We start from the raw sequence: 26,998 nt of genomic DNA, 5'->3' as shown, positions 1-26,998 counted from the left end.
AGACACATTCTCCACGGCGATCTCCTGTTGAGTGAGTGGTTCGATGCAGCCTCACCCTGACAGAGCGCCGGCCGCTGTTCACTCCTCATGGGATCTAAAGCCGGGGAGCTTGACTTAGCCGCACCCGATCGGGCTGCGCAACCCCGACCAGCTGACGCCCGATCGGACGCTCAGGCAGCCGCCGGGACGCGCCTGACTGTCGCATTTCTAACTTGCCGGCGGTGTCGCGTCTCTAAATCGCTTTGACATCGACTGTACGAGGGTACGTTCTAACTTGAACTACGACTTTTCAGTGATACCAATGGCCTGTCGCATGCATGGAACCGCACATGAAACGTACCTACTCGAGATCGATTTGGATGAACGCCGCGAGCGCTGGCGCCAGGCTGGCGTCAGTGTAGATGCAATTGCTGAGAAGCTTGGCCGCCATCGCGCATTGATCATCGAGCGTATCAAGCATGGCTGGTCGTTGGACCAGATTGCCGGTTCACGGTCTTCCTGCGCAACAACGGCCGCCAGTCGCGTGCGATCATGGACGGCTTGATTGGCGTGCTTGGTCCCCTTCCCCATTCCGGCCGTCGATCAATCACCATCGACCGCGGCAATTCACAAACTTGGCACTACCTACAGCCCGGTCTCGGCGTTCAGACATGCTTCTGCGATCCGCAGGCGCCGTGGCAGAGAGCCACGGTGGAAAACACCAACCGCCGCGCTCGCGTCTTCCGTCAGAAGATACTGTCGGCCAATCGGTGAACGCGCTAAACCTGACTCGCTGCCGGGTCGCACAGCAGACCGCCTTGGCTGGGGTCACCTGCTCGCGGTGCGGGCTCTCGACTTTAGCCGCCACGCGCTTCATGCCCCGAAATGACTTTGTAAATGCGATCAAACGCCATCGCAGCCTGGTTTCGTCTGCGGAAGCCAAAGCCGCGTAGGTCGCCGCGCTGGACCACGGCAATCAGTTCCCGCAGTTCGGACGAAAGAAGTTCCACTTCTTCATCCCAGTCCAATTTAGGCACGCAGCTCAGCCAAATTCTACCAATCTCGAAGTAGAGTTGCTCCGTTATCTCTCTCGCTCTAACGTTTGAAATAGTACCCGCGAGAGCTTCTTCGACTTCTCGATGTATCTTGCCCAGCAAATAAACGTCGTGATTTGCTTTAAGCTGTTTCGCCTCATCAGACAATCTTTGGAGTGTCTGAATGGTAACGCTAGGAATGGGCAATTCGACAAATCTATAGAGGTTCTCAGCCAGAACCATTCTGACTTCATATATCTGGCTGAGAGTTTTGGCGTCGACGTCCGTTACAGTAGTATAGGAACCTTGAGATCGCACCAGAAGGTGTTCGAATTCAAGGCGCTGAAGCACCTTGCGAAGTGGTGTCCGACTGATCCCGAACTCAGCAGCGAGGGTGTTCTCCGATAACTTTGTTCCCGGTGAATACTCTAGCAGGGCGATGCGATTCCGTAGAATCTCATAAATCCCTGATGCCCCGTTTAAGGATTGGTCAGTTTCTATAACATTCATTGCCTTCGGAAGACCTATAATACCTTGGCAGATTCCAGAGATAGCCTCGCCAGGGCTACTAAACCTCAGCGAGATCTCTCGGCGAAATCGTCAAGAAGACACCGCCGGACTTCTCAACCAACACACAATCCGACAAGAAATTATCATTGCCCGCGTCATCCGTTATCCAAGTGAGAAGGTGGAATACCATTCCCTCTCGTATCTGGACAGTGCTCGCCCCATGCAGGCTGTTTATACCGGGGCCGCCTGTCCAGGTCGGAGGAAATGAGATTCCGACTGTGTAACCGCAATGCTCGAGCCTTGGAAGCGCGTTGGATGCATGAAGATGGGCCCGCCATGCGGCATGTACATCCGAAGCGAGTGCACCTGGCTTGAGGGCATTCAGGGCCTTTAGGTGCGCTTGGTTGCTGATTGCGGAAAGCTTGCTTGCGGATGCAGGAGCTGGGCCAATATAGCCAGTTCGGGCCATCGGAGCGTGATATCTATCAATGCAGCCCGAAAGCTCCAAAAGGAAAGAGTCGCCGGTCTTGAACTCGCGAGAAGTCCACGTGATGTGCGGTTCGCATATCCTGTCCACCGACCTGATGAACGGGGGAAAGCCAGGGGACTGTCCGCCGGCGGAAATCATGGCTCTATAAACTTCGGCCGCGACAGAATTTTCAGTTACACCGTTGCCAGCTGTGCCAATTCCCGCGGCGATCATGATGTCGGAGATTCGTGCCGCGCGTTTGATCTGCTCGATCTCAAAGGGGGACTTGACCATACGCATCTCTTCGACAATTCCCGATGAGTCCAGGAACTCAGCGTTAGGGAGGGCGACCCGAAGAGGAGCGTCGATTGCGACGTTGAAGGCGCTGTTCCTTTGCAATGCCACACGCGGCCTCTTGCCAGCAATCGCTACCAGTTGCGACGCGATTGCTGCCGGAACGTCGTCATTGTCGGCATATCCAATAAATTGGACGTCTTTTGCCTGCCTCAGGACGGTGGGTGTTTCGATGCTTCTCGCGAAGAGCACCGGCGTGCCGTTGGCAGGAACCAGGAGCGCATGCAGGCAGAAGTAGCCCTCATAGTCGAGACCGGCTAGGTAATAGATGTTCTCAGGGCTTGTAAAGATCGCTACGTCAACTCCGCGTTCGCGGCACTTTTCCTGTACTATGTTAACGCGGGATCTGCGCTCAACGCCAGCTTGGTCCATAGTTTTATCCATTTCCATTTCCTTTATGGCTTCGAGAGATATTGCGACTCGGCTATCTACTTTTGGTAGAAGTTGGGTGCGCAATGGGTTGCTGATGAACACGAAGGCTCGCCGTAGGAATTACAGCGAAGCGTTTGTGAAGCGGAGACTACGTCGGTTCAACTGATCGACCAGAAGCATCAATACGATCGCCATGACGATCAACAGAGTGGCCACTGCAGTTATTGTGGGGTTGAAGCTTTCCCTTACGCCGCTCCACATCCGTATCGGCACCGTATGCTGCGGAGGTGTGGCAAGAAATAGCGTGACAACGATTTCGTCCCACGACCAAACGAACGCAAAGATCGCGCCAGAAATCACGCCGGGTGATATCAATGGCAAAGTCACCTCCCAGAAGGCACGCGCAGGCGACGCTCCGTGCACCTCTGCAGCCCGCAAAAGTGTTTGATTGAATCCTTTCAAGGTGGCGGAAACGGTTATCACAACAAACGGAGCGCCAAGGGCCGCGTGAGCCAATATTAAGCCCCAGAATGTACCAACGAGCTTCAACTTAGCGAAGACATAGAAAAACCCGAGTCCGGACACAATTGCCGGCACTACCAACGGCGATACCAGGACAGCGAACACCATGTTTTTAAATCGCCAGTTGCCTTGGCTCAGCCCCAACGCAGCCAAAGTCCCCAGAACGGTCGCCACAACAGTCGACGAAATGCCGATAATGAAGCTATTTTGGATGCCCCTTTGCCACATAACTGATGCTGAAGACTCTCCGAAAATCTCGGCGTACCACCGCAGTGAAAGCCCCGGCATCGGATACGTAAAATAGGGTGCCGAATTGAATGACAAGGGTATGATTACAATGATCGGCATGATGAGGAAGCTCATGATCAGCGAACTGACAATCCAAAGTGCCATCGTCGAAAAAGCGGGGAACCGCTTGCCTAACACCGGGGTCATTCCTATGCCTCCTGCATGACTTTCGCGGCTCTAAGACTGCTCAGCAAGAAAATGACAGCTCCTACGACGGCAAGCAGGAGCACGCTAAGGGCGGCTGCAAGACCCCAATTTCCGAAGTTGCTGGCGTTCTGTGCGATATAGTAGCTCAACATTTGATCAGCAGGCCCGCCTAGAAGAGCAGGCGTGATATAAAATCCGAGTGTCACAATAAACACCAACAATATTCCGGCCCCCAGACCTGGAAAGCTAAGCGGGAGGTAGACTTCCCTGAAAGCCCGAAACGGATGAGCCCCGAGCGTAGCCGCCGCGTTCATATATGTGCTCGGAATTTTCAACATGACGCTGTAGAGCGGAAGCACCATAAAGGGCAGCATCACATGAGTCATGGCAACGTAAACGGCAAACCGATTGTAGATCAGGTCCAACGGCTGGGACCAAAGCCCTAGAAATATCCCCGTGTCGTTCACCAACCCGTGCTTTTGTAAAAGCACGAACCACGCAGTTGTTCGCACTAGCAACGACGTCCAAAATGGAAGCAGAACAAAGAGAATTAGTTTATTACGTAAGGACTCTGATACATGCGAAAGAAAGTATGCCAGCGGGTATCCAAGAATAACACACGCTGACGTAACGACGAACGTCATCCATAACGTTCGGGCGAGCACGTCGAGATAAAAGCTGCGGCCCTCGGAAGCAGATCCCGTATTGGACAATCCGAGCGCAATCCTAAAGTAGAACAGCGAATAGGTGCTCGATGCGTTGCGGAGAGCCAGCCAATATCGATTATCTGTCCAGCGTTGATCGATCTGGCTCAGCGCCCCTGCGGCATCGACCGTCGGGACACCAGATATCTTCTGGCCGGTTTTCGTCAGAAGAGATTGAAACCCGGGTATCGCATAGTTCAAGCGACTACCCGCTTGGCCCAAACTCCTATTGCTCACTGCTTGTTTGATGTCGGTAGCAAGGGCGGCGAATACCTCCTCGCTGGGCAGATCTGTCCCATCCCAGCGTTGAATTAGATCGGCGGTCTTTGGCAGCACAACAGAGACCTCAGGGTCTTCAATGCTCCTGGTCAGCATTATGGCAATTGGGATGACGAATATCAGCATGAGATACAAGAAGAGAGGCGCGACAAGCACGCTCCGGCGCGCCTCTCTCCTCCTCATTTCGCGGCGATAGCTAACGGCGGCCGATCCATTTCGATCGTTGGACATGGCTTTAGCAGTCACGGTCATCCAAATACTCCGGCAATGTCCAAAGCCGATCCTGTCTAGAGCGGGTAGGTCGCCCGCAGTTATTACTGAGCAACCCAGTTGTTAAAGCGCTGTGTCAGATCTTCCTGGTGATCGACCCAGAACTGCACGTCCATCGGAAAACCATTTTTCAGGTTTTCCGCGCTTGTCGGAAGTTCGGCATTGAGGCCCGAGGGGATGAGCTTTCCGGCGGCCACGACGGCAGGGCCATTGGCGACGCGTTTGGACACCTCAGCGATCAGTTCCGGTTTGGTAGCGTACTGAAGGAATTTGTAAGTATTATCAACGTTCGGAGCGCCCTTCGGCATGATCCACATTGACGTTTCCCAGCGAAACTGATTCCACACGGTCTTGATCTGTTTTTGATCCTCGCCGTGCGCTGCACTGTAAAGCCGGCCATTCCAGCCGACCGTCATTGCCACTTCTTTATCCGCGAGGAGCTGAACGGACTGTGCGCCGGTCTCCCACCAGACGATGTTTGGTTTCAGCTTTGACAGGCTTGCGAACGCCCGATCGACACCGTCTGGTGTGCTCAGCACCTCATAGACCATGTCCATTGGCACGCCGTCTGCCAGCAACGCGAACTCAAGGGTTCCGTTGGGAGACTTGCGCATGGCGCGTTTGCCCGGCCATTTTTCCACATTCCAGAAGTCGGCCCAGGACTTTGGAGCAGGTTCTGCCACCTGGTTTGTGTCGTAGGCAAAATTGACGGAATAAATGACATCGGGAATACCGCACTCGATCAGGCTTCCAGGAACGAAGTCATCCTTTGTCAGTTTGAGCCGGGCAAGATCAAAACGTTCAAGGAAATCCTGCTGGCAGCCGATGGCGGCGATCACAGACTCGCTCTCTGCCAGCTGCCAATTGTATGTCCCAGTGGTTGCCATGGCGCGGATTTTACCGACGTCACCGGAGAAAGCATCCGCGAGAACATTGATCCCTGTTTCCTTGGTGAAGGGCTCGTACACCTCTTTTCGCAAAGCCTCTTCGAATGTCCCGCCATACGTGGCGATGGTGAGATCATCGGCATTTGCGACCACGGTAGACCCTGCCAGTAATGCAACCAGTGAGAGAGCCGAGTACAGGTTGTTTGAGATACTGCACATGCACTTCCCCTTTTCTTCCTTTGTGAATAGAACAATTTCCTATGCATGTTAGCGCGCGTCGTCCGTCGAGCGTCCTTGCGAACGCTCGCCAACAATTGATGTGTGATCCTGCTTAGGCTCGAAGGACCCTGCAGTCCTGCGACCTCCATCCAACGACTAGGTCTTGCCCGACTTGGTACTCGAGAGCGCCGCCCGTTCTTGGAATTTTGACAAGAATCTCTACATTTCCTGCTACATCCAGCCTAAGTCTGGTCTGGTCACCCAGTGCGATGACTTCGTTAATGCGGGCAGGATATTTGTTGGCGAGATCCTCGGTTGGAGAGACTACGATGCACTCCGGACGGACTACCATAACGACACTCGCGTCCGGCTGAATGAGGCTCGGACTAATTCCCTCGCCTTGGGAACCGTCATTAAGCTCTACCTGGCAGATCTCGCCTTGCGATCGGATAGCCGTGGCACATATCTTATTATTATCGCCAACGAACGAAGCGACAAAGAGCGTCGCTGGCTCGTCATAAAGCTGCATGGGCGAGGCGATTTGCTGAATCCTGCCTTCGTTAAATACTGCGATTCGGTCAGCCATTGTGATCGCTTCACTCTGATCGTGCGTGACAAAGATCATGGTAACGCCTAGACGCTTGTGTATCTGGCGCAGCTCGAGCTGCATTTGTTCGCGAAGCCTCTTGTCCAGCGCGCCGAGCGGTTCATCGAAGAGAATGACAAGTGGTTTGAAAACAAGTGCGCGTGCAAGCGCGATGCGCTGCTGTTGACCACCTGAGAGCTGATCGGGTCTTCTCTCGCCCATCTGTGGATCGCGCAGATCGACCATCTCAAGCGCCGATTGCCCGAGCCTGTAGGCATCCTTCCTCGACATTCCCTGCATTCGAAGCGGGAAAATGATGTTCTCCATCACCGTCATGTGTGGGAAGAGCGAATAGTTTTGGAACACCATGCCAAACTTTCGCTTATGCGTTGGCGTGTCCTGCAGTGATCTCCCGGCCAAAGTAATGCTGCCACTAGATGGATGCTCGAAACCGGCGAGCATTCCGAGCGTTGTACTTTTTCCTGAACCTGAGGGTCCGAGTAAGGCAAGAAACTCGCCCTCGTAGATGTCCAGACACAGATCGCGAACGGCGAAGTTCTTTCCGTCATATGTCTTGCTAACCATATCGAACCTGATTAGCGGATCTCGATCGAGACCTTTGCTCAACTTCCGACCTCCCCAGTGCAGCAGCGTGCAGTGGCCTAGCCCCGCTCGTCATATTTACAACGCTAACATAGCAGTAGCTTGTGTACAAGATAGAGTCGCGTGCGGGGCCGAACTTTTCTTGGTCTCAGTGCGGGCGGCGCAACTGATAAGGGATAGCCCTAGCCAGAATTGGCTGTTTCGGAGTAGCCGCGTCCCGATCTCGCCTAAAGTCGCGGTTATTTGAGGAGTTCTATCGCCGACAAGCCCCCTCTGTCCAAAGTGTTGGACCTAAGTAGGCTCACAGATAGCGTCGCATGTCGGCAGCAAGAAGTTAATCGCGGGAGCAGCTTGTGCACAAGGAGACCGCTAATCTTTGCGAAACGAAGAGCGGCTTGAATTTAGAACCAGCTTGACTCTCTCAGGGCAGCCGGACCGGGCACTATGATTTCGTGTTCGGATTCCGGGATAGTCAGGGTTGGGTCCTATTCCATGATGGGCCTCTTCAACGACCAACTAGCCGGATAGAGACACGCTGGAGGAGTGGGAGCAAATAACGCTGCCAAAATACGGCTGGTTTGGACCTCGAGGGCGGACAGAACAATTCGAGTTCGATGCTAGTTCGAGCTGGTTTAGGTCTAGGAGCGCGGATATCCAACGCGGCCTGAGTTTCGAACGTATTTGGGTCGCCTGTTGGCGGTTGGTTCTGTTGATCATATTTTATAGGTTGTTCTTCGCGCGGCGGTGGTGCCACGAGGCAGCGAGAAGCCAGTTGCATGAATGACAGATAGAGGACCAAAGCGTGACCTCCTTTCGCGATCTTACCCTTTTGCCGCCTAGGTTGCCCCCTCAGCAGTGAGATGATCAGCCAAAAAGCTGGTCAGCGACGTTGCAAACGTCGTTGGGATGAAGACTGTGAACTGGTCGGGGCCATGGCGATCGATAAGGACGCTGACATGGTGAATGGCGGTCTGCGCGAAATGTCCAACCGGGAAGGCGGCGTCGGCAAAGTCGATAGCAGTTACACGACTGAAAAGCCCGCTGACGCCGGGTCCTTCGAGCCTCAGGCATACTCGCGCGTCAGAGAGATCGAGGACGGCCAGATCGACTACGCTTTGCAATCCGAGAGCGGTATCCGACCGGATCAGCGCCCGGTCGGGCGCAATGCGCCAAACTATAGTCCGCCCGCGGCGGACCGATGAGCAGAAGTCACCTGGCACCGCCAGCCCCTCTGCCCGAAGCGCATCGTTTGCCTTCCTCTCGAAATCTTCCCATCCGGTAAGTTGCATCAGATATCCCAATTCAACTTCGTTGATGGTGACAGCCAGGTGGTCGCTGGTTGTGCCGTTTACCGGGAGCGCGTATTTCTCAACCATTTTGACGATGTCCCTCGGGGTCGAAGAAATGATGGGAGACCACTTTCCCTTGTAGCGTTTGGTTGCCCACGAAATCGACCACTTGGATCGTCTCGCCAAATCGCTCTGGTCCCCGTGACAGGAGCGCGAGGGCAATGTTCATTTTCAGCGCCGGAGAGTAGGTTACCGAAGAAACCCACCCCTCCCCATGGCCCTTGGTGGGAGCATTAAGTGCGTACAAAAGGGAGCCCGCCCGCGTGCTTGAGTCTCCGACGATTTCCAGCCCCACCAACGAAGGTCGTGCTGGATCTTCGAGCACCGGACGTTTTCGCAATACGGAGCCGACGAATGGCTTTTTGCTCGAAGCAAAGCCTTCAAGACCCAGATCCTTCAGGGTTGTGCGCCCTTCGATTTCTGAGCCCGTTATGTGACCCTTCTCGATACGAAGCGCGCCCATTGCCTCGAGACCGTAGGGCTTGAGATTATATGGAGCGCCGGCCGCAATAAGAGCTTCCCAAATTTGACGGCCACGTTTGGCCGGAACGTAAAGCTCGTAGGCAAGTTCACCCGAGAAGCTCATGCGATGCAGGCGGCAAGCCACTTCAGCAATTGTGACGTCCGCGAAATGATTATTCGGGAGGGCCTCGTTGCTCAGTTCTGCACCGGTGAGGGCAGTCAGAAGAGCCCGAGATTTCGGACCGGCGGTGGCGATCGCAGACCACTGATCTGTGACCGACGTGACATGCACCTTGAGATCGCGCCACGCGGTTTGAAGCAGGTATTCAGCCCTCGCAAGTACATGCGCGGCGTTCGCAGTTGTGGTCGTCATGAAATAGTCATGTTCGCCCAGGCGTGTTGTGGCCCCGTCGTCAAAGACGAAGCCGTCCTCGCGCAGCATGATGCCGTAGCGCAGTTTTCCAATCGGAAGTGTCTTGAAGCCATTCACGTATATTCGATTGAGGAACTCTGCGGCGTCGGGTCCCTGCACCGCGATTTTACCCAGCGTAGAAACGTCTACGATGCCGACATGCTCGCGCACGTGCGCGGCTTCGCGAATATAGGCGTCGTTGATGTCTTCACCTCTGGCCGGGTAGTACCAGGGCCGCAGCCAGGCGCCTGTCTCGATCATGACCGCACCGTTATCTTGATGCCAGCCATGTATGGTCGTAAGCCTGGTCGGACGAAAATTGAGTCCATGATCATGGCCGACGACGGCGCCAATCGTCACCGGAGTATAGGGCGGGCGGAAGGTCGTCGTGCCGACGGAGGGGATGGCGAGCCCGCGAAGTTCTGCCATGCGGGCGAGCGCATTGAGGTTCGAAGTCTTGCCTTGGTCGGCTGCCATGCCAGAGGTGGTATAGCGCTTGAGATGTTCAACCGAGACGTAGCCCTCGAGATGGGCCTGATCGATATCTGCAAGTTTGACATCGTGCTGGAAATCCACGAACGCCTTACCAGGGGTGCTGCCATTCGCCTTGGCAATGATTGTCAGCGGCGTAAGGTTGCGGCCCCAGTGATCAGCGTGGCCAAATAGCGCGGGTTCCTTCCCGATGGCTCCGCCAGCTTTATGGCCCTGGGAGAGTGTATCCCTGAGCGACGGAGAGCCGATAAGCGATCCGACGCAGCTGAAGGTCCCTTTTTCCGCCGGCGGAAGAAACGCGTCCAGCTCCTCGTTGTATTGTGGCTTTCCAAATCGCTGGCTCCAAAGGTGCAGCGCCGGAGTCCAGCCGCCGGATACGGTAACGAGATCGCAAGCAATCCGAGTAGCGTTGCCCTTTATTTTACCTCCCGGGCTGATGCGAACGACGTGCGCAGCCTTCACGCTTTTGCCGCCAGACACTTTGAGGACCGCATGACCGGATCGCAGATCAATTCCCGCTTTTCTTGCGATCTCGACGAATTGCGGCGGCGCTTCCTGTCGGAGGTCGCAGATCGTTAGCTTAGCTCCAGCCTTTGAAAGTTCGATGGCAGCTGTGTACGCGCTATCATTGTTCGTTGCGATGACAACGCGCTCGCCGGCAAGAACGGCATAACGGTTGAGGTAGCTGCGAACAGCTGATGTGAGCATCACCCCGGGCACGTCATTTCCGGCAAAAACCATTGGGCGTTCGATGGCTCCGGTAGCCAAAATCGCCCGTTTTGCTCGCACCACCCAATATCGCTGCCGCGGTTTTCCCTCCTCAGGTGCAACCACGTGGTCCTGAACGCGCTCAACGAGTCCGAACACCTCGCAGTCATAGGCACCAAACGCCGTCGTTCGCGTCAGAATTCGAACCTTCGGAAGGTCGCTCAGCTCAGAACGCGCCTGAGCAAGCCATGTATCGGATGGTGCGCCGACCGGTTCGCTGAGAAGGGATCCGCCGAGCTCGCGGTCCTGCTCCACCAAAAAGACACTATCGCCCTTGCGGCCAGCTGCAAGGGCGGCCGAAATGCCAGCGGGACCTGCACCAACTATTAGAAGATCGCAGAAAGCATTGATCTTCTCGTAGTGGTCAGGATCCGGAAGAGTCGGCGCCTGACCCATGCCGGCAGCCTTGCGGATGAAATGCTCGCAGAACATCCAGAACTTCGTCCCGCTAAAAGGACCGATGAAAGTCTTGTAGTAGAAGCCCGCGCCGAAAAAGCGCGACAGCAGGCCGTTGACAGCTCCTACGTCGAATTGGAGACTTGGCCAGGCGTTCTGTGGCGTCGAAACGAGGCCATCGAAGGCCTCCACCATCGTTGCCTGCGCATTGGGTTCGTGGCGATCACCACTGCGGAGATGAACCAGGGCGTTCGGCTCTTCAACGCCCGCGGCGACCACACCGCGGGGCCGATGGTATTTGAAGCTCCGCCCAATAATCTGCTGCCCGCCGGCTAGCAAAGCGGATGCCAGAGTGTCGCCAGGATATGCTGGCAGAGACTTGCCGTCGAATTTAACGGTAAGCTCACGGGAGCGATCGATCCGCCCCCCAGTTTTGAGGCGCCGCGCTGTCATGCTGCCACCTCACGAGCCAGAGCCGAACCAAAAATCTCATGCGTGAGCGTATCTCGATCGACGACAATCCACTGCCTGCAACCGCTCACGTGATGCCAATATTCCTTGTGCGGTCCTCGCGGATTGTCGCGGATGAACACATAGTCATGCCAGATCTTTTGATCGGTCTCGTCCATATCCGGGCGGCGGACACTTGCATCTTCGCCATAATTAAACTCGGTTTCGTCCCGCAGTCCGCAAACAGGGCAAGGGATTCTCAACATGATGAACCTCAATGAGCTTTCGGATATGGGCCAGCGCCCGCCTCGTCGATTTGGTAGCCACGCTCGAAACGCTCTAGGGTGAATGCCGCATTGTCGGGATGCGGCTCGCCCTTCGCGATCGTCCATGCGAAACAGTAGCCGGAGGCCGGTATCGCTTTGAACCCGCCGTAATTCCAGCCCCCGGTTAACCAGAGCCCTTCGACCGGCATCTTGCCGATGATGGGCGAACCATCCATAGTCATGTCCATCACCCCGGCCCATTGGCGCAGCAGTCGTAAGCGCGAGATCGAGGGGATGAGGGCTTTGGCGCTTTGGAGCGTGTGTTCAATTATAGGGAGCCCCCCGCGCTGGGCATACGAGTTGAATCCATCGAGATCGCCGCCCAGTACCAAGCCGCCCTTGTCGGATTGGCTGATGTAGAAATGCGCCCCACCATAGACAATTACGTGGTCTACGAGCGGCTTCAGCGGTTCTGTGACGAAAGCTTGGAGAACATGCGTTTCGATAGGCAAACGAAGCCCGGCTTTTGCCGCCAAATGGCTGGTATGACCAGCCACCGCCAAGGCCACCTTTTTCGCGCGAATCGGGCCGCGTGTCGTCTCAACGCCAACGATCTTTTGCTTGTCCCAGATGTAGTTGGTTACCTCGCACTGCTGGATGATGTCGATACCCTGTTTGTCTGCTCCACGTGCGTACCCCCATGCGACCGCATCGTGACGCGCTGTACCCGCGCGAGGCTGAAGAAATGCCCCGTATATCGGGAACCGCGCCGTGGGTGAGTAGTCGAGGAAAGGCAGCCGCTTCATTATTTGCGCGCGGTCGAAAAATTCGGCCTCAATGCCGTTAGCTAGCATGACATTGGCGCGGCGCCGTAGGCCTTCCGCCTGACCGGGCGAGTGGAAGACAAAATAATAGCCGCGCCGTGAAAGCATTACATTGTAGTTCAAGTCTTGACTGAGGTTGTCCCATAGCCGCATCGACCGATCGTAGAATGCCGAGTTGCCGGGCATCATATAATTCGAGCGTACGATCGTGGTGTTTCGGCCCGTGTTGCCGCCACCTAGCCAACCTTTTTCAAGCACGGCCACGTTGCGGATGCCATGCTCCTTGGCCAGATAGTACGCTGTTGCGAGGCCATGGCCGCCGCCGCCGACAATGACCACGTCATAGGTTGGCTTCGGTGCCGGATCGCGCCAAGCACGGGACCAGTGCCTGTTGCCAGTCAGGCCATGACGCAATATGGCAAGGGCTGAATAATGACTCATGCGACTCCTCGTTTATGTAATTCTCGCGGCCCTGGCGAAAGCGGGTAATGTTTTCAATAAGTTTGATCTTGTTTTCAACGTGTCTATCGACAGCAACCAAACGCGATCGCAAAGCTCGGTTTCGTCAAAGATTTCCTACCTTGCGAGGTTATCTGCTTCTTTACGATCCGCTTGGGACTACGATGCAGTCCTGCGGGAGGAAAGTTATTGCAACCTCCTGGCCGGGTTGCTCAAGGGCTTGCCCATAGTACTTTTCGGTCACGGCAAGCAGTTGACCGCCTGCGATTTCGACCACCAAATGAAGATCGGCCCCAAGGTGGGCGACGTCCCTTATCGTGCCGCGCATCTCGTTGACGGGCGAGTCTTCCGACGATTCAATGGCTGCACCAAGTCGAATGCGTTCAGGCCTGACACAGACGTCAAACACGCCGTCATTCCGGCTGCTGTCGGGCATGTGCACGAACATCCGTGTACCGCCGTTGGCTTTGAGTTCAGCGATACCTTTCACGCTCCTCGTGAGCTGACCGGTGAACCAGTTTGAGCGGCCAATGAACTCGGCGACAAAGCGCGTCTTTGGATTGGCATAGATGTCCGTCGGCGGCCCTTGCTGCATGATCTTTCCGGCACTCATGACAATGACGTTGTCGCCCAGGCTCATGGCTTCTTCCTGGTCATGGGTGACGACGATCGTCGTGGCGTTCACGGCAGAAAGAATTGCCTTCAGCTCGAACCGCAGTTCCTGGCGCAATTTCGCGTCAAGGGCCGATAGCGGTTCATCGAGCAAAACAACCTCGGGGTTTGTGGCCAATGCCCGGGCAAGCGCCACGCGTTGCTGCTGACCGCCGCTCAATTGGCTGGGCCGCCGATCCTCAAAACCTTTCAGTCTGACCAATGACAACATTTCGGCGACGCGATCCGGAATCCTTGCCTTTTCAAAGTTGCGATGCTTCAAGCCATAGGCGACGTTCTCAACGACCGTCATGTGCGGAAACAGTGCATAGTCCTGAAACAAAAGGCCGACGTTGCGCTCGTAGGGCCGTCGGCCTTTCATATCGACGCCGGAGAACATGACAGCGCCCTCATTGGCATTCTCAAACCCAGCGATCAGCCGCAAGGTCGTTGTCTTGCCGCATCCGCTAGGGCCGAGCAGCGACAGAATCTGTCCCTTCTCAACGGTGAATGAGACATTTTCGACCGCGACGAACGCTCCATAGCGCTTGGTGACATGCGAAAGTTCAAGAACACTCATTTCAGACACCTCCTATGACCTGAAAACGCCCTTGCCGATCAGTCGGTCGAGGCCGATTGTTCGGTCAAGGACGAGGATCAGGGCGAAGGTGAATATCATCAACAGAACAGCAGCTGCGGCGATCGTTAGATCAAAGTTCGTTCGCATCATGCTCACCATCGCGACAGGCAGCGTGTACGTGTCTGGCGATGTGAGGAACAAACTCACCGCAACATCGTCCATGGAGAAGGCGAACGCGAAGACCGCTCCCGCGACAATGCCGGTGCGGGCGAGCGGAAAGGTGACGTCCCAGAACGCTCGACGTTCGGTGGCGCCAAGGCTCATGGCAGCTTCAGTCAAGGTTTTCCGGATTCCAACCAGGCCCGCAAGCGTCGTACGGACCGTGTAGGGAAACGTGATGATGATGTGCCCGCCGAGCAATCGCGTGAACCCGTCGAATACACCGATGTTGGCGAAAAACAGCAGGAGCGCAAAACCGATCACGACGGCAGGAACGATGAGCGGCGACAGGAAAAGCGATTCCAGGGCCTGCTTGCCCGAACCCGCATAGCGGTCGAGGGCAATAGCGGCGCTAACGCCCGCCGTTGTGGAGACGATGGTTGTGATGAGTGCCAACCGGAGACTGGTTGCCAATCCGGTTAGATAGTAGTCGTCAGAAAAGAAGTGCTTGTACCAGCGAAGGGAGTATTCCGGCGGTGGAAACCGGCCCAGATACTCCCGGGCATCGAACGACATCGTCACGGCAACGGCGATTGGAAAAATGAGGAACACCAATACAACGACGATGTTGGCGACGCTCAGCCAGGCTGCGGCATTATCGACATAGCGTTTCATAGGACCAGCCTTACCTGAGGTTGCCGTATCGCTTCGAAACCATCCACGTTATTCCGTAGATTGTACTCAGCGCCACGATAAGCATGGTGATCGCGACGGCGGATCCGCTTGGATAGTTGGCGATCTCGCTGAAGCGTGAATATATGAGGTTGGAGACAAACAGCACCTTGCCTTTCCCGAGAATCATCGGGACGACGAAAGCGCTGAGGCACAGTGTAAAGCAAATCATGAAAGCCGACAGCAGTCCGGGCATGCAGAGCGGCAGGGTTATCGAAAGATGCGACCTTAGCCGAGACGCACCAAGTACTTGCGATGCGTCGATTAGTCTAGGGTTCAGATTTTGTATGGTTCCCAACAATGTAATAGCCGAAATCGGGATCAAATAGTGCAACAGACCGAAAATAACGACCAATTCTGTATAGAAACGGCCATTCGCCGACACATTCAGGAGACCCGACAGGAGCTGACCATAGCCGGTTGGCCCGAATGTCAGTTGGAGAGCATTGACGCGCACCAATGTACTCAGGAACATCATGCCTATGAGAAAGCCAATGGCGAGCTTCCTTAGCAGGGGCGAAGGCTGCCTGGCGACAGCGTAAGCAATCGGAAAGGCGACGACCAGGGCGATCAGCGATGATAGAACACCGAATTTGAACGTTTCGGCAAAATACCTCAGATAGGATGGCGTCAGGATCTCAGCGTAGTTAAACAATGTATAGGGGGCATCCTTGGCCGAGCCGATCCGGCCCGGTTCGTAAAGGCGAAAACTCTCGTCGAGAACATTCACGAGCGGGAAGAGCAGAAAGCCCAGGAATAGGGCGAATCCGGGCAGCAGTAACAGCGCGGAGCCACGTGAAAACTTCATTAGCAGGTCCCAGTCCCATTGCGATCGACAAAAAGCCGTCGGGCGCAGATTCGCGCCCGACGCCAGTGCGTCTTGGGAAGATTATTAAGTTAGGAAACGACGTCACAAAAGCTGGACGATGTCCTGCTCCCAGCGCTTGTTCCAACCATCGAGTTCCTTGCCAAGGTGATCCCAATCCGGCACGACCACAAATTCTTTAATTTCCTCAGGGGAGAAGTGAAGATATTCGAGCGTTTGCTCCGCCTTTGTGTTGACGGGGACTTCGCCCACATCCTTGCCATAGCGTTCGCTGGCTTGCTTGCTGATCATGTAGTTGGCAAAGTCAAATGCCAGTTTCTTGTTTTTCGAGCTCTTCAAGATGACCCACCCCGACACGAACAGAAACGTTTTCAAATCCTTGTTCGTCTTAGTCAATGGGACGGCCTTCACGCCCTTGATCCCCGAGAACGTGCCCTGGTCGATGCAGGTCACTGAGGTTTCGCCAGTATCTAGTGATGTGATCAGGTCCGAGGTGGTCGCCGCTACGCGCCCGATGTTGCCGGACTTCGCGAGTTCCTTTAGGAATCCCCACCCTGGCTCCAAGTTGAATTGATCGCCGCCGCGGGCCATCGCCAAGGCAACGACCTGCAGGTTTGTGTTCAAGGTTGGGTTTGGCCAGAGAATTTGGCCTTTCAGCTTCGGGTTCAACAGGTCCTCGATCGACTTGATCTCGATCGGGCACTTTTCGGGAACGTAGGTGAAAAAGATCCCGCTCGATCCGCGCGGAACCACCTTCCAATTGCCGTTAGCGTCTTTAGGGATAAGTCCTTCGGGGACATCCGCAAGGTTCGGGCAGTCTTGGGGGGTGACGGTTTCCGCCCAATCTTCTCGGATCATCGATTGGAAGACGGGACTCCAATTATCGACAACGTCGTAGGGTGGATTTGGCCATGCCGCCTTGATCTTTGGCAAAATCGACGCCGCTCCGCCGGCATGGAGTGTCCAGTCGATCGAAGCCTTGCCCCATTCGGCTGCGAGCGCTTTGGAGTGGTCGATAAAGGGCGGACCCCACTCAACCACTGAAAGCGACTCCGCTGCTCGAGCCTTGCCCATAAACGGTGCGGTCAATTGCGCTGCGGCTAGCGCCGCACCCCCGGCAAAGCTCGTCTTGATGAAGTTCCTTCGCGAGAATTTTGTCATTTGCTATTCCCCTGTATGGACGCTTCTGAATTTGGCCCTTGCGATGGCTCCGCTTGCATGACTATGTTCGTATTGGCGGAGCACCACCTATATACAGCTACGATGCAGCTTTTGTCAATGAGAGATTCCGCGCTCGCATGGCGTGCAGACGGCACGTTTCTAGAAGACAGGGGATTAATCATTGTCGTGTAGTCGATGATGTATTTTCGCCAAGAGACAGACGGAGCTAAATTGGAATCATGAATAGACCCACTAAGCTAAGTGCCGATCAACGCCAGCGATCTATGTATGAGATTATTCGGCAGCGGATTAGCATATTACATTATCCACCTGGCATGATGATCAATGAGACGCAACTCGCCGCGGAGTTCGGCGTCAGTCGGACGCCACTACGGCGGGTACTCCAACAGCTCAGTTATGAAGGGCTACTTGAGATTCGCAATGGAGTAGGCACGCGCGTCACCGACATCGATATGAAGACATTCAAGGACATTTATGACCTCCGGATTCTTCTTGCGGAGACGATGGGATCATTGTCCCCGAACTGGGTCACGGATCGGCACCGGGAGGCCCTCGATGAACTCATCGCGCGAGCAGAGGAACTTCGCGGTCGGCGGGACATTGAGGGCTATGCGCATCTGGCTAACGACCTTTCAGCTCTGATCTGCGATCTTATTGGCAGCGCACCGATGCGCGAAATCACGGACCTGCTGTACTACCGGGTCGCTCGGATCTGGTATACTTTCTTGCCGAATCTTGACTGGGACAACGTCGTGGAAGAGCTGTTGGGCGAATTGAAAGGCCTTTCGGCCGCTTTGGCGTCCAGTGATCTCGGAACGTTCGGCAAGGTCAGGGCAACGTATCTACGCTGGATGCTGAAGAAAGTCAGCCGCTATATTTCGAGCGATTGACCCATCATGTGACGGCTCAAGCCCCTACCACGAAGAGAAGCGAATGGATGCGGAACGGCCCGAGAAAGGTGCTGGAGAGGAGATATCAATGTGTTTCACGATCCTGCGAGCCATGGTTCGGGACTCTCAACGAGATCGCACGAAACGATCTCCCCGCCATCGCCTTTCGGGCGAAAGCGCTGTTCGCGTTCCTTGCTCCTTTAATCTGTCTCGGGTCGCTGGCAATGCGGCTGGCTTCTTTTTAAGCGGAACTCGGTTTCATTTGCTCGCGTGCGGTGCAGGATGACGGCCCCTGGCGAGCCCCCGGCAAGAATGCCTGAGGCATGCGGTGGCGTCTGAAGATGTTCATGCCCCGGCGCAAGATCGGTCACTTCGAGCGCACTAGCAGCGTGTGAGCGGCCTCGTAGAGCGGTGCGGGCGAGTTCATCGCCACGGCCGCTTGACCTTCCCCCTAACGCTAGTCTCGCCGGACCGATAGCGCGCGAACGTCAGCTCGCAGATGCGGAGCCGAACCGCTCCGGCCGGCCGATCGCGGCGCCGAATGTGAAGGCGGGATTCGGCCTGGCCCCGGGTGCGCTCATCAGCAGCCAAGGCGCTGCACAACGATATGCGCACCCAACTTAAGCGATGCGTCTTGCCCATAGTCGTTCTCTTCCACGGGCAAGCGGATCAGTATCCAGGCGCTTTACGGCTTTCCTGATCATTGTCGCTTTTCGTGGGATTCAGTATGATTTTTCAGTGCTCGCGCAGCAGGCGTCCGTACCCGTCGAACTGATCGCTGATTCCTGCTAGGCGCAGGCAGTTCCACATCATCCCCTGGTTGCTGGTAACCACAGGCTTGCCCGTGTCTTGCTCTATCTGGTCAATAACATCGATGGCGCGGAAGCCGCCGCAGCTTAAGAAGATAGCATCCGCGTCCGGGTGATCGATCGCCTTAGCGAACTCACGAATGTATGCCGGCGTTACCCTAGTAATGTCCTTGTCGTAAACCAGATTTAGCCCCTGAACATTCAGGAGCTCGAACCCGCTCTTTTGCATGTATTGCGCCACGACCGACGTTACGTCATCAGTGTAGGGCGTGCCCATCACGATCTTTTGGGCTGATAGGGCGCGAAGTCCCTCGACAACACCGGTCAGGAGCGTCGTCGCCTGCCTCTCAGGATTGGCCCGCTTCAATTCACGGATAACTGCTGCTTCGCCCATTACCGCGGTCCCCGACGTGCAGGCATAGCAGATTACGGGAACTTCGAATTCCGGCATCAACTCCGCCGCTGATGCCGCCAATCCGCTTTCCATCGCAGCTAGGTTTTCGACGGTGCAGCCTATCGGCATGTGCGAACGGGTGAAGTGGACGCAGACGCCTTCCGGCGCCATACGCATCATGTCTTCTTCAATCAGATGGTCACTTGAAATCAGGACAAAGCCTATCCTAGTGCGCCATGCACGGCCTTTGTCGAACTCTGGTGCCCATTTCTCCGAGGCAACTGTCAGAGCCATCTGGGTTCTCGCCGCTTCCGCCATTTGCATTCCCTCATATTGTTTGATGGAGGCCGTCCGCGTGTCGCGCACGGTCTTGTCAATGCGCGGATCATAGGCTCCCCTCGAGTAAAACACAAGCTATATACAGCTACAATTCATCATGGTGAGGACTTGCGACGGGGCCTTGTTTTCGATTCAAATCCGCAGGAGCCATAGCGACGAGACGGCGAAGCCATAGGTGCGAGCGCCGTTTCCACCACCGATTTCGAATGGGCCGATTACCTTCTTCATGCGGGACGAACGCGAAGGCGAACATCGGAAACGCTGGCATCAGCGTTCTTATTTCGGCGCAGAGCTTCCTAGCGCGTTTAGATAGACGTTGGACTGTCGGCGCGGCGAGCCCCGCGGAAGGACCTCGCAGCAGTGGTTCTGACTCAATAGGCTCGGTCCATCCTGGCTCGGGTTTTTCAGTTGTGAATTTCTACTTGATTTGAGCGTCGGGGGCATTTCTGATGGTCGCAGGCGGCGATGTTAAGCCAACTCGCGCGCCAGGGCTTGCCAAACGCCCATTTCGAGCCCGCCCGCCTCCAGTCCACAAGATGATCATAATCATTGGGCGTCTATGCGCTTCAATAGCTCACATCCTGCACTGGCTGCAGATCAACCAGTCAACAGACTGTGAAAACGGTACTAGTTCGAAATGATGGTGCCAGCATCGAGATAGAGTGCTCGCTCGAATGCGAAGGCTGCGATCGCGGTGTCCTGGATTCCGGTTCCGGTGAGATCGCATACTGTGATCTCGTCGTCGGATCCACGCGCCGGCTCTCGACCGGCGATGACCTGGCCAAGCTCCGGAAAATCGGTATTGGTGGCCACGGTTCCTGCGGCTATCGCGGGTCGGAGTTCTCCTTGCCGCCGGCATTGCGCCAAGCTGTCGCAAACGTATCGGCTGGCGGCGGGGATCACGTCGGGAGCAAGCTCCGTTTTGTAATCAGCATCGGTTCCCATTGCTGTCACGTGCTGGCCCGGTCTCAGCTGCGATCTATAGATCAATGGCGTCCGGGAGGGGGTCGTGGTGACAACGATGTCGGCTACAGCCATCACGTCGTCGATGGTCCCGGTCCGCACATTTATGCCCAGCTTTTGCCGGCAGTCGTCGGCGCATTGCCGTGCTTTCTTGGGATCACGCCCCCAAATGACAGCTTCTTGGATATCGCGGACAAGTGTGAGGGCCTCCAACTGCAGGCGAGCTTGTGTGCCGCTTCCGAGTATGCCCGCGACATGCGAGTCAGGCCGCGAAAGCCATTTCGCGGCGACCGCGCCAGCGGCTGCCGTGCGTATGTCGGTCAGATAGCCGTTGTCGAGATGGATTGCCTCGACCATGCCCGTCCGGGCGGCAAACAGTATCATTAGGCCGCTTACGCTTGGTAGTCCAAGTTTCGGATTATCGAAGTAGCCGGGGCTCATTTTGATCGCGAAACTCTCAATTCCCGGCACGTAAGCGGTTTTAACGTCCACCTCGCCGTTATATTCGGCAACATGAAAGCTGAGAATGGGAGGCATCACGACATCCCGTGTCGCGAGAAGTTTGAAGGCATTCTCGACACATTCCACCGCGTCGGGGTCAAGAGCAACGACTCGGCGCAACTCGGCCTCCGTGAGGATCTTGATATCAGGCATTTTCCACTCCTCCTTCTGCTGCAGCCGCAATGTCGCCGACCTCGCCGTCGATGAGCCGCTTGTGCAGTGCCATGTCGAGATTGCAGCCTGTGACCAGGGAGACGCAGATGCCGGGTTTACCTATTTTACCTGCGAGAAGTGCGGCGATGCCGACGCTGCCCGATCCTTCGACAACTTGTTTTTCTGACCAGTAGCAGTGGCGAACTGCGTCGGCGATTTCTCTCTCCGTCACCGTAATCAACTCGTCTGCGAGATCGCGCACCATGTCGAACGTGTAGCGATTGTCGAACCCAATGCCGCCGCCGAGCGCATCGGCGAGCGTGGGCAGTTCCTCCACAAAAATTGGCTTGCCCGCGCGCTGGCTCTCGATCATCGCAGCACCCCGTTCCATTGAGATCCCGACGACGCGAATCGATGGGTTCGCGGATTTCAACGCGAGCGCGACGCCGGCTAGGAGACCGCCACCCGACAATGGGATCAAAACAGTCTCGACTTCGGGACAATCCGCAAGAATCTCCAGACCTAAGGTTCCCTGACCGGCGATGACGTCAGGATGGTCAAAAGGAGGTAACATGATCATGCCTTCTGCCTCGACAAGACGGTCGACCTCAACCTGGGCATCATCCTGCGACCGGCCGGCAATCAGAACTTCGGCACCATGCGACCGAACGCCCTCGATCTTGTTCGAGGGCACCAGTTCAGACATACAGATGATGCATCGAACGCCGGCTTCGTTGGCCGCATAGGCGAGGCCGCGTCCGTGATTGCCGGTCGAAACGCCAACCACACCGCGGGCACGTTCGGCATCCCTCAGTCTCAAAACAGCGTTTGTTGCTCCCCGCAGCTTGAAGCTTCCCGTCGTCTGGAGATGCTCCAGTTTCAGATGAACTGTTCCTCCAGTCAGGTCCGACAAATATGGTGAGACGATCAACGGGGTCCGTCTCACTCTCCCATCAATACGTTTTCGCGCTCGGTAGATATCTTGAAGGCAGATCGTATTCATTATGCGGCATCCATTTCGCGTTCGTCCGTCAGATACCTTCGATGATTCCCTCCCAATCGACTGTCCAACCCGGCCATGAAATGGACGTCATGTTTTCTCCAGTGCGGTCTTATCCCGGCGCGAAATGTCGGCATCGCTGGTCGATTGCTCTGCCACGGGACCGTAGGAGCATTTGATCTCGTTGCTCGCTACGCGGGACAGGAATAACCAGCAAGGCCCTCCCGGATCACGTTTGCGAGTTGAATTTTAGCTATATATAGCTTGTGTTTTCCTATGGTCAAGCTTATCATCCCTCGTGACGACTCGTGCGCGAGGAACGGCGTCGGTCAGAAAATGGAGAAATGCAAATGGCGCGGACGCAACATCCTCGCCAAAGGCGACCGACCACCCGACGCGGATGTGATCGTCACAAGTTGCAACGCCTGTCCCGCATCAGCGATCAGTTTGGCAGGGACGGTCGCCTGCTACGCAAGCGCTGACCAAATTTCTCTAAATCCCTTGAGGAAAAACAATCATGATGCGAGCCAACCTTATCCCGCAATCAGAATTCGATGCACGGATGAACAAGGTCAAACAAGCCCTCGCCCAAGGTGGAATGGATGTTGGGATTGTCACGAGCGCGGAAAATATTTTTTACCTCACTGGATTGGACCACCAAGGATACTTCGGACCTCACGCCCTCGCTGTCCGTCCAGATGGCGAGACGCTCCTGTTTGCCCGAGCACACGAACAAACGACCGTAAATCGCCAGGTCGAGAATTCCCGTTTCGTGGGATATCCCGATACAGCTTCGCCCGGGGCCTTCATTGCAGAACATCTAAAGAGTGTGGGTCTCGGAGATGCGACGATAGGGATTCAGGGAGAAAGCCTTGGATTTCCGCCGGCGTTCGACACTGCCGTTCGCGCTGGACTGCCGGAGGTCCAGTGGTCCGACATTTCGGGGCTCGTCGAGCGGTTCCGGCTGGTGAAGTCTAACAGTGAGGTTTTCGCTATTCGAAAGGCCGCCGCCGTCTCCGACGCTTGTATGGAGACTGCGCTTTCAGTCGCAAAAGTGGGCATTAACGAGCAGGTTATCGCAGCCGAGGTCCATAAACGGATGTTCGAAATCGGCGGTGAGTACGTCGGCTTCGGTCCCTTCATTCGGTCCGGCGAGCGGCTGCCTTATGAACACGAGGTATGGAGCGACCGCGTCATCGGAGAGGGCGAGCAGCTTCTCTTGGAGATGGCTGGATGTGTCGGTCGTTACCACGCGCCTATGGGAAGGTTGGCATTCGCACGGAAGGCGCCTCCGGGAACGCACGCACTAGCGGAAATCTGCATTGCAGCACAGGACCGCGTTCTCGAGGCGATGAGGCCGGGCGCCACCGGCGCCGATGTCTACAATGCTTGGCAGTACGTCATCGACGAAGCTGGAATGGCGCATTATCGCCGACATCATTGCGGCTACGTCGTAGGTATCGCCTTCCCGCCGACGTGGACTGGCGGCATTGGTGTCGTCAGCATGCATCCCGAGAGCGATCTGGTCCTTGAATGCAATATGGTGTTCCACCAATTGTCTTGGTTGCTCGGCTGCGGCCGAGGAGACTACTTCGTCTCGGACACGGTGTTGGTGGGCGAAGGCGGAGGTGAACGTCTAACCAAGGCATCGCGCGATGTCGTGGTTTTCTGATGAGACCAAGTATGGGCAAGAAAACCGGCATTTTTATCTCAAACATTAGCTGCTGCGCATAGGGCTGCGATACATTCTATTAAGACTTAAGGAGCGCGAACGTGAACGACCCGACATCTTTGCGGCATCCCGCTGTTGAGGTTTCATTGGACAAGTCTCCATTGGGACCTGCGGATATCGAGCGCATCATCAAGGCGGTTGAGAACCGCTTCGATGAGCAGGTCGAGTTTTTGACACAATTGGTGCGTGCTGCCTCGCTTCGAGGCAATGAAGCTAGTGTTCAGAAAATTGTCTCCAACGCGCTCGAAAAACGTGGCTATGACGTTCGCAGCTTCGCGATCGACCCAGCTCGCATCGGCACGGATCCGGCTTTTTCACCAACCCGATTTGAACTCAAAGATTCTGCCATTGTTGTTGGCTCGAAGCGGCCAACGCTAGAAGGCGGCAGGTCTCTGGCCCTGAACGCACATGTTGATGTGGTGCCAGTCGGCACAAGCGCCCGATGGAAATATGAGCCGTTTTCGGCGACTCGCGACGGGGATTGGCTTTATGGCCGTGGTGCGGGTGACATGAAAGCTGGCTTGGCTGCAAACCTGTTCGCCCTTGACGCGCTTGCGGCCGCAGGCTTCGACCTGAAGGGGGCGGTGCAATTTCAATCCGTCATTGAAGAAGAAACCACAGGCAATGGAGCGGCAATGGTTCTCGCGGAGGGTTTCCGCGCTGATGCAGTTCTCATTTCGGAGCCTACTGATGAGAAGGTGGTAAGCGCGAATACCGGCGTCATGAAATTTGCTGTCACAGTCCAAGGGATTCCGGCTCACCCACTCGAGGTCGCCACCGGCAGGAGCGCAATCGACATCGCAATTCGGACTATCGAACATCTGCGCCAGCTCGAACAGGAGTGGATCGCGGAGCGACCCATATCTCAGCCCGATTTCGCCGGCGTCGACAATCCAATAGCTTTGACAATCGGCACGATATCGGGAGGCGAGTGGCTCGCCTCGGTGCCAAGCGAGTGCCGTTTTGAAGGCCGCATTGGCTTCTACCCCGGCGAGATGCCAGAGGCGCGCGCCGTAAGGTTCGAGAACTTCCTCAAAAATGCATTTCTGAACGACCCACAACTTAAGGGATGCCCCGAGCCTGAGATCGAATGGGTCGGCGTCAAGCAGGGTGGATATGTTCTTGCTCCAGGAAGTGACGCTGAAGTACTGCTGGCAAAGGCGCACTCCCTCGCTGACAATTCCGAAAGGGAACTTCAACGCTTCGTAATGCCTTGCTATCTCGACGCCGCTGTCTTTGCCATACACGGCAGCATGACCAGCCTGGTTTATGGGCCAGCTGCCGAACACATCCATGCTGTTGATGAGCGAGTGAACTTGCCGTCCCTGTTGCGGGTTACAAAGGCGATCGCTCTGTTTGCCGCAGCCTGGTGTGGAATAGAGGCTCGAGCGGAGCAAGTGAAGCCCTAGTACGGAGAGCATGTTCCGACCGAAGTGTTTCCCGACTTGTCCACGCTTCCTGATCCAGCGTACGGCTCGGCCGCAGAGACCAGAAATATTCGTCGCAGATGCGGCAGCGAAAGGGAGTTCAAATGACCATCAACATTAAGGACATCAGCGAAAAGGACCGCAACTCCGTCCTGCATCCTTTCACGCATCTCAAGGACTTTGCGACCGGCAAGCTGGGCGAGCCGACAATCGTCGAGACGGGCAAGGGCATTCGTATCCAGGACGCGCACGGCAACCAGCTGATCGATGGCTTTGCCGGCCTCTATTGCGTCAATGTCGGCTATGGCCGCACCGAAGTCGCCGAGGCGATTTCGCGCCAAGCCTATCGCCTTGCCTATTATCATTCCTATGCCGCGCACACGACCGATGAGCTTGCAATCCTCTCTGATCGCCTCGTGAAGATGGCGCCGGGGAAGATGAGCAAGGTTTTCTACGGCATGTCCGGCTCGGATGCGAACGAGACCCAGGCCAAGCTCGTTTGGTACTACAACAACCTGCGCGGCAAGCCATCCAAGAAGAAGATCATCTCGCGTGAGCGCGGCTATCACGGCTGCAGCGTCGTCTCCGGCTCGATGACCGGCATGAGCTTCTACCACGACCATATGGATCTGCCGCTGCCGCAGATCGTCCATACCGGCGCGCCTCACCACTACTGGGGTGCAACCCCGGGAGAAACTGAGCGGGAGTTCTCTGCCCGCCGCGCCGCCGAGCTCGATCAGCTGATTGAACGTCTTGGTCCCGACAATGTCGGTGCCTTCATCGCTGAGCCTGTTCTCGGCACAGGCGGCATCACGCCTCCGCCAGAAGGGTATTGGGAGGCGATCCAGGCCGTTCTCAAAAAGCACGACGTGCTCCTCATCGCCGACGAAGTGATCACCGGCTTTGGCCGAACGGGTTCCATGTTCGGCTCGCAGCATTATGGCATCGAACCCGACCTGATTACGGTCGCCAAGGGTCTGACGTCTGCCTACTTCCCGCTCTCCGCGGCGATCGTTGGCGAGAAGGTCTATAAGGTGTTGGAAGACGGCGCTGACAGGGTTGGCGCATTCTCACATGGCTATACCTACTCGGGTCACCCGATCGGCGCCGCCGCGGCCAACGCGGTACTCGACATTGTCGAGAAAGAAGACCTCCCTGGCAATGCCCGTGACGTTGGCGCGTTTTTCCAAGCGCAGCTGAAGGAGAAATTCGCGCAATTGCCGATCGTCGGTGAAGTACGCGGAGTCGGCCTTATGGGCGCGATCGAGTTTGTGGCCGATCGCGACAACAGGAAGCGTTTTGATCCGAGGCTCAAGGTTGGTGCACGAATTTCCAAGGCAGCCCGCGACCGTGGTCTTATCGCTCGCGCCATGCCGCATGGGGATATTCTGGGCTTTGCCCCGCCACTCGTAACTACCAAGTCTGAAGTCGAAGAGATCGTGGCAATCGCTGAAAGCGCCGTGCGCTCCGTCATGGACGAACTCGTTCGCGACGGCCAGAAAATCTGAACGGGGACGACCGCAGAGCTTCGGCCGCCCTGGCGAACGTTCGGGTAGTAA

The 26,998-nt window shown here is 56.0% G+C and carries 21 protein-coding genes and 1 pseudogene; 5 read left to right on the top strand and 17 right to left on the bottom strand.

Annotated features, from left to right (window positions below):
- Positions 1-483: 483 nt before the first annotated feature.
- A pseudogene (locus NKH17_RS33520) lies at positions 484-717 on the top strand (IS30 family transposase); the annotation flags it as partial.
- Positions 718-836: 119 nt separating this feature from the next.
- On the opposite strand, the gene NKH17_RS29015 reads toward NKH17_RS33520, so the two are convergent.
- From NKH17_RS29015 to NKH17_RS28950, 14 genes are all read right to left on the bottom strand, one after another.
- Positions 837-1,523, bottom strand: coding sequence for a GntR family transcriptional regulator (locus NKH17_RS29015; protein WP_352973106.1), 687 nt, complete (start codon positions 1,521-1,523; stop codon positions 837-839).
- Between the two features lie 58 nt (positions 1,524-1,581).
- Positions 1,582-2,730 carry a M24 family metallopeptidase gene (locus NKH17_RS29010; RefSeq protein ID WP_352973104.1) on the bottom strand — a complete coding sequence of 383 codons (1,149 nt, stop codon included), beginning with the start codon at positions 2,728-2,730 and terminating at the stop codon, positions 1,582-1,584.
- A 108-nt stretch (positions 2,731-2,838) separates the two neighbouring features.
- Positions 2,839-3,675: an ABC transporter permease gene (locus NKH17_RS29005; RefSeq protein ID WP_352973102.1), complete on the bottom strand. Its 837-nt coding sequence runs from the start codon at positions 3,673-3,675 to the stop codon at positions 2,839-2,841.
- A 2-nt stretch (positions 3,676-3,677) separates the two neighbouring features.
- A complete protein-coding gene (locus NKH17_RS29000; protein ID WP_352973100.1) occupies positions 3,678-4,910 on the bottom strand; it encodes an ABC transporter permease in 1,233 nt (410 codons plus the stop codon).
- A 62-nt stretch (positions 4,911-4,972) separates the two neighbouring features.
- Positions 4,973-6,034, bottom strand: coding sequence for an ABC transporter substrate-binding protein (locus NKH17_RS28995; protein ID WP_352973098.1), 1,062 nt, complete (start codon positions 6,032-6,034; stop codon positions 4,973-4,975).
- Positions 6,035-6,146: 112 nt separating this feature from the next.
- The gene (locus tag NKH17_RS28990; protein WP_352973096.1) at positions 6,147-7,247 is read right to left on the bottom strand and encodes an ABC transporter ATP-binding protein; all 1,101 of its coding nucleotides are present in this window, start codon (positions 7,245-7,247) and stop codon (positions 6,147-6,149) included.
- A gap of 812 nt (positions 7,248-8,059) precedes the next feature.
- On the bottom strand, positions 8,060-8,599 hold the full coding sequence (locus NKH17_RS28985; RefSeq protein WP_352973094.1) for a sarcosine oxidase subunit gamma: 540 nt from the start codon (positions 8,597-8,599) through the stop codon (positions 8,060-8,062).
- Positions 8,592-11,555 carry a sarcosine oxidase subunit alpha family protein gene (locus tag NKH17_RS28980; protein WP_352973092.1) on the bottom strand — a complete coding sequence of 988 codons (2,964 nt, stop codon included), beginning with the start codon at positions 11,553-11,555 and terminating at the stop codon, positions 8,592-8,594. The genes NKH17_RS28985 and NKH17_RS28980 overlap by 8 nt, the downstream gene beginning before the upstream one ends.
- Positions 11,552-11,818 (bottom strand): sarcosine oxidase subunit delta, encoded by a 267-nt coding sequence (locus tag NKH17_RS28975; protein WP_352973090.1) that lies wholly within the window; start codon positions 11,816-11,818, stop codon positions 11,552-11,554. The genes NKH17_RS28980 and NKH17_RS28975 overlap by 4 nt, the downstream gene beginning before the upstream one ends.
- An 8-nt stretch (positions 11,819-11,826) precedes the next feature.
- Entirely contained in the window at positions 11,827-13,083 is a 1,257-nt protein-coding gene (locus NKH17_RS28970) for a sarcosine oxidase subunit beta family protein (protein WP_352973088.1), read from the bottom strand.
- 160 nt (positions 13,084-13,243) lie between these two features.
- Positions 13,244-14,332: an ABC transporter ATP-binding protein gene (locus tag NKH17_RS28965; RefSeq protein ID WP_352973086.1), complete on the bottom strand. Its 1,089-nt coding sequence runs from the start codon at positions 14,330-14,332 to the stop codon at positions 13,244-13,246.
- Positions 14,333-14,344: 12 nt separating this feature from the next.
- Positions 14,345-15,166: an ABC transporter permease gene (locus NKH17_RS28960; protein ID WP_352973084.1), complete on the bottom strand. Its 822-nt coding sequence runs from the start codon at positions 15,164-15,166 to the stop codon at positions 14,345-14,347.
- 10 nt (positions 15,167-15,176) lie between these two features.
- A complete protein-coding gene (locus NKH17_RS28955; protein WP_352973082.1) occupies positions 15,177-16,031 on the bottom strand; it encodes an ABC transporter permease in 855 nt (284 codons plus the stop codon).
- A gap of 102 nt (positions 16,032-16,133) precedes the next feature.
- Entirely contained in the window at positions 16,134-17,210 is a 1,077-nt protein-coding gene (locus NKH17_RS28950; RefSeq protein WP_352973080.1) for an ABC transporter substrate-binding protein, read from the bottom strand.
- A 239-nt stretch (positions 17,211-17,449) separates the two neighbouring features.
- Here NKH17_RS28950 and NKH17_RS28945 point away from each other — a divergent pair, with 239 nt between their 5' ends.
- Entirely contained in the window at positions 17,450-18,121 is a 672-nt protein-coding gene (locus NKH17_RS28945; RefSeq protein ID WP_352973078.1) for a GntR family transcriptional regulator, read from the top strand.
- Between the two features lie 735 nt (positions 18,122-18,856).
- On the opposite strand, the gene NKH17_RS28940 is transcribed toward NKH17_RS28945, so the two are convergent.
- The 3 genes from NKH17_RS28940 to eutB all read right to left on the bottom strand — a co-directional run bounded on the left by NKH17_RS28940 (position 18,857) and on the right by eutB (position 22,283).
- On the bottom strand, positions 18,857-19,642 hold the full coding sequence (locus NKH17_RS28940) for a maleate cis-trans isomerase family protein (RefSeq protein ID WP_352973076.1): 786 nt from the start codon (positions 19,640-19,642) through the stop codon (positions 18,857-18,859).
- Positions 19,643-20,290: 648 nt separating this feature from the next.
- The gene (locus NKH17_RS28935) at positions 20,291-21,280 is read right to left on the bottom strand and encodes a cyclodeaminase (protein WP_352973074.1); all 990 of its coding nucleotides are present in this window, start codon (positions 21,278-21,280) and stop codon (positions 20,291-20,293) included.
- Positions 21,273-22,283, bottom strand: a complete 1,011-nt coding sequence (eutB, locus tag NKH17_RS28930) for a hydroxyectoine utilization dehydratase EutB (protein WP_352973072.1) — start codon at positions 22,281-22,283, stop codon at positions 21,273-21,275. Before eutB ends, NKH17_RS28935 begins: the two co-directional genes overlap by 8 nt.
- A gap of 514 nt (positions 22,284-22,797) precedes the next feature.
- Between eutB and NKH17_RS28925 the strand changes: the two genes are divergently transcribed.
- From NKH17_RS28925 to NKH17_RS28915, 3 genes are all read left to right on the top strand, one after another.
- Entirely contained in the window at positions 22,798-23,952 is a 1,155-nt protein-coding gene (locus tag NKH17_RS28925) for a M24 family metallopeptidase (protein ID WP_352973070.1), read from the top strand.
- A gap of 101 nt (positions 23,953-24,053) precedes the next feature.
- Positions 24,054-25,421: an ArgE/DapE family deacylase gene (locus NKH17_RS28920; protein ID WP_352973068.1), complete on the top strand. Its 1,368-nt coding sequence runs from the start codon at positions 24,054-24,056 to the stop codon at positions 25,419-25,421.
- Positions 25,422-25,543: 122 nt separating this feature from the next.
- Positions 25,544-26,947: an aspartate aminotransferase family protein gene (locus tag NKH17_RS28915; protein WP_352973066.1), complete on the top strand. Its 1,404-nt coding sequence runs from the start codon at positions 25,544-25,546 to the stop codon at positions 26,945-26,947.
- Positions 26,948-26,998 lie beyond the last annotated feature (51 nt).

Origin of the sequence: Mesorhizobium sp. M1334 (genome assembly GCF_040317995.1) — a bacterium.
Classification (GTDB): domain Bacteria; phylum Pseudomonadota; class Alphaproteobacteria; order Rhizobiales; family Rhizobiaceae; genus Mesorhizobium.
The sequence above is the reverse complement of the archived record's forward strand: the minus strand, read 5'-3'. Positions and strand labels throughout refer to the sequence as shown.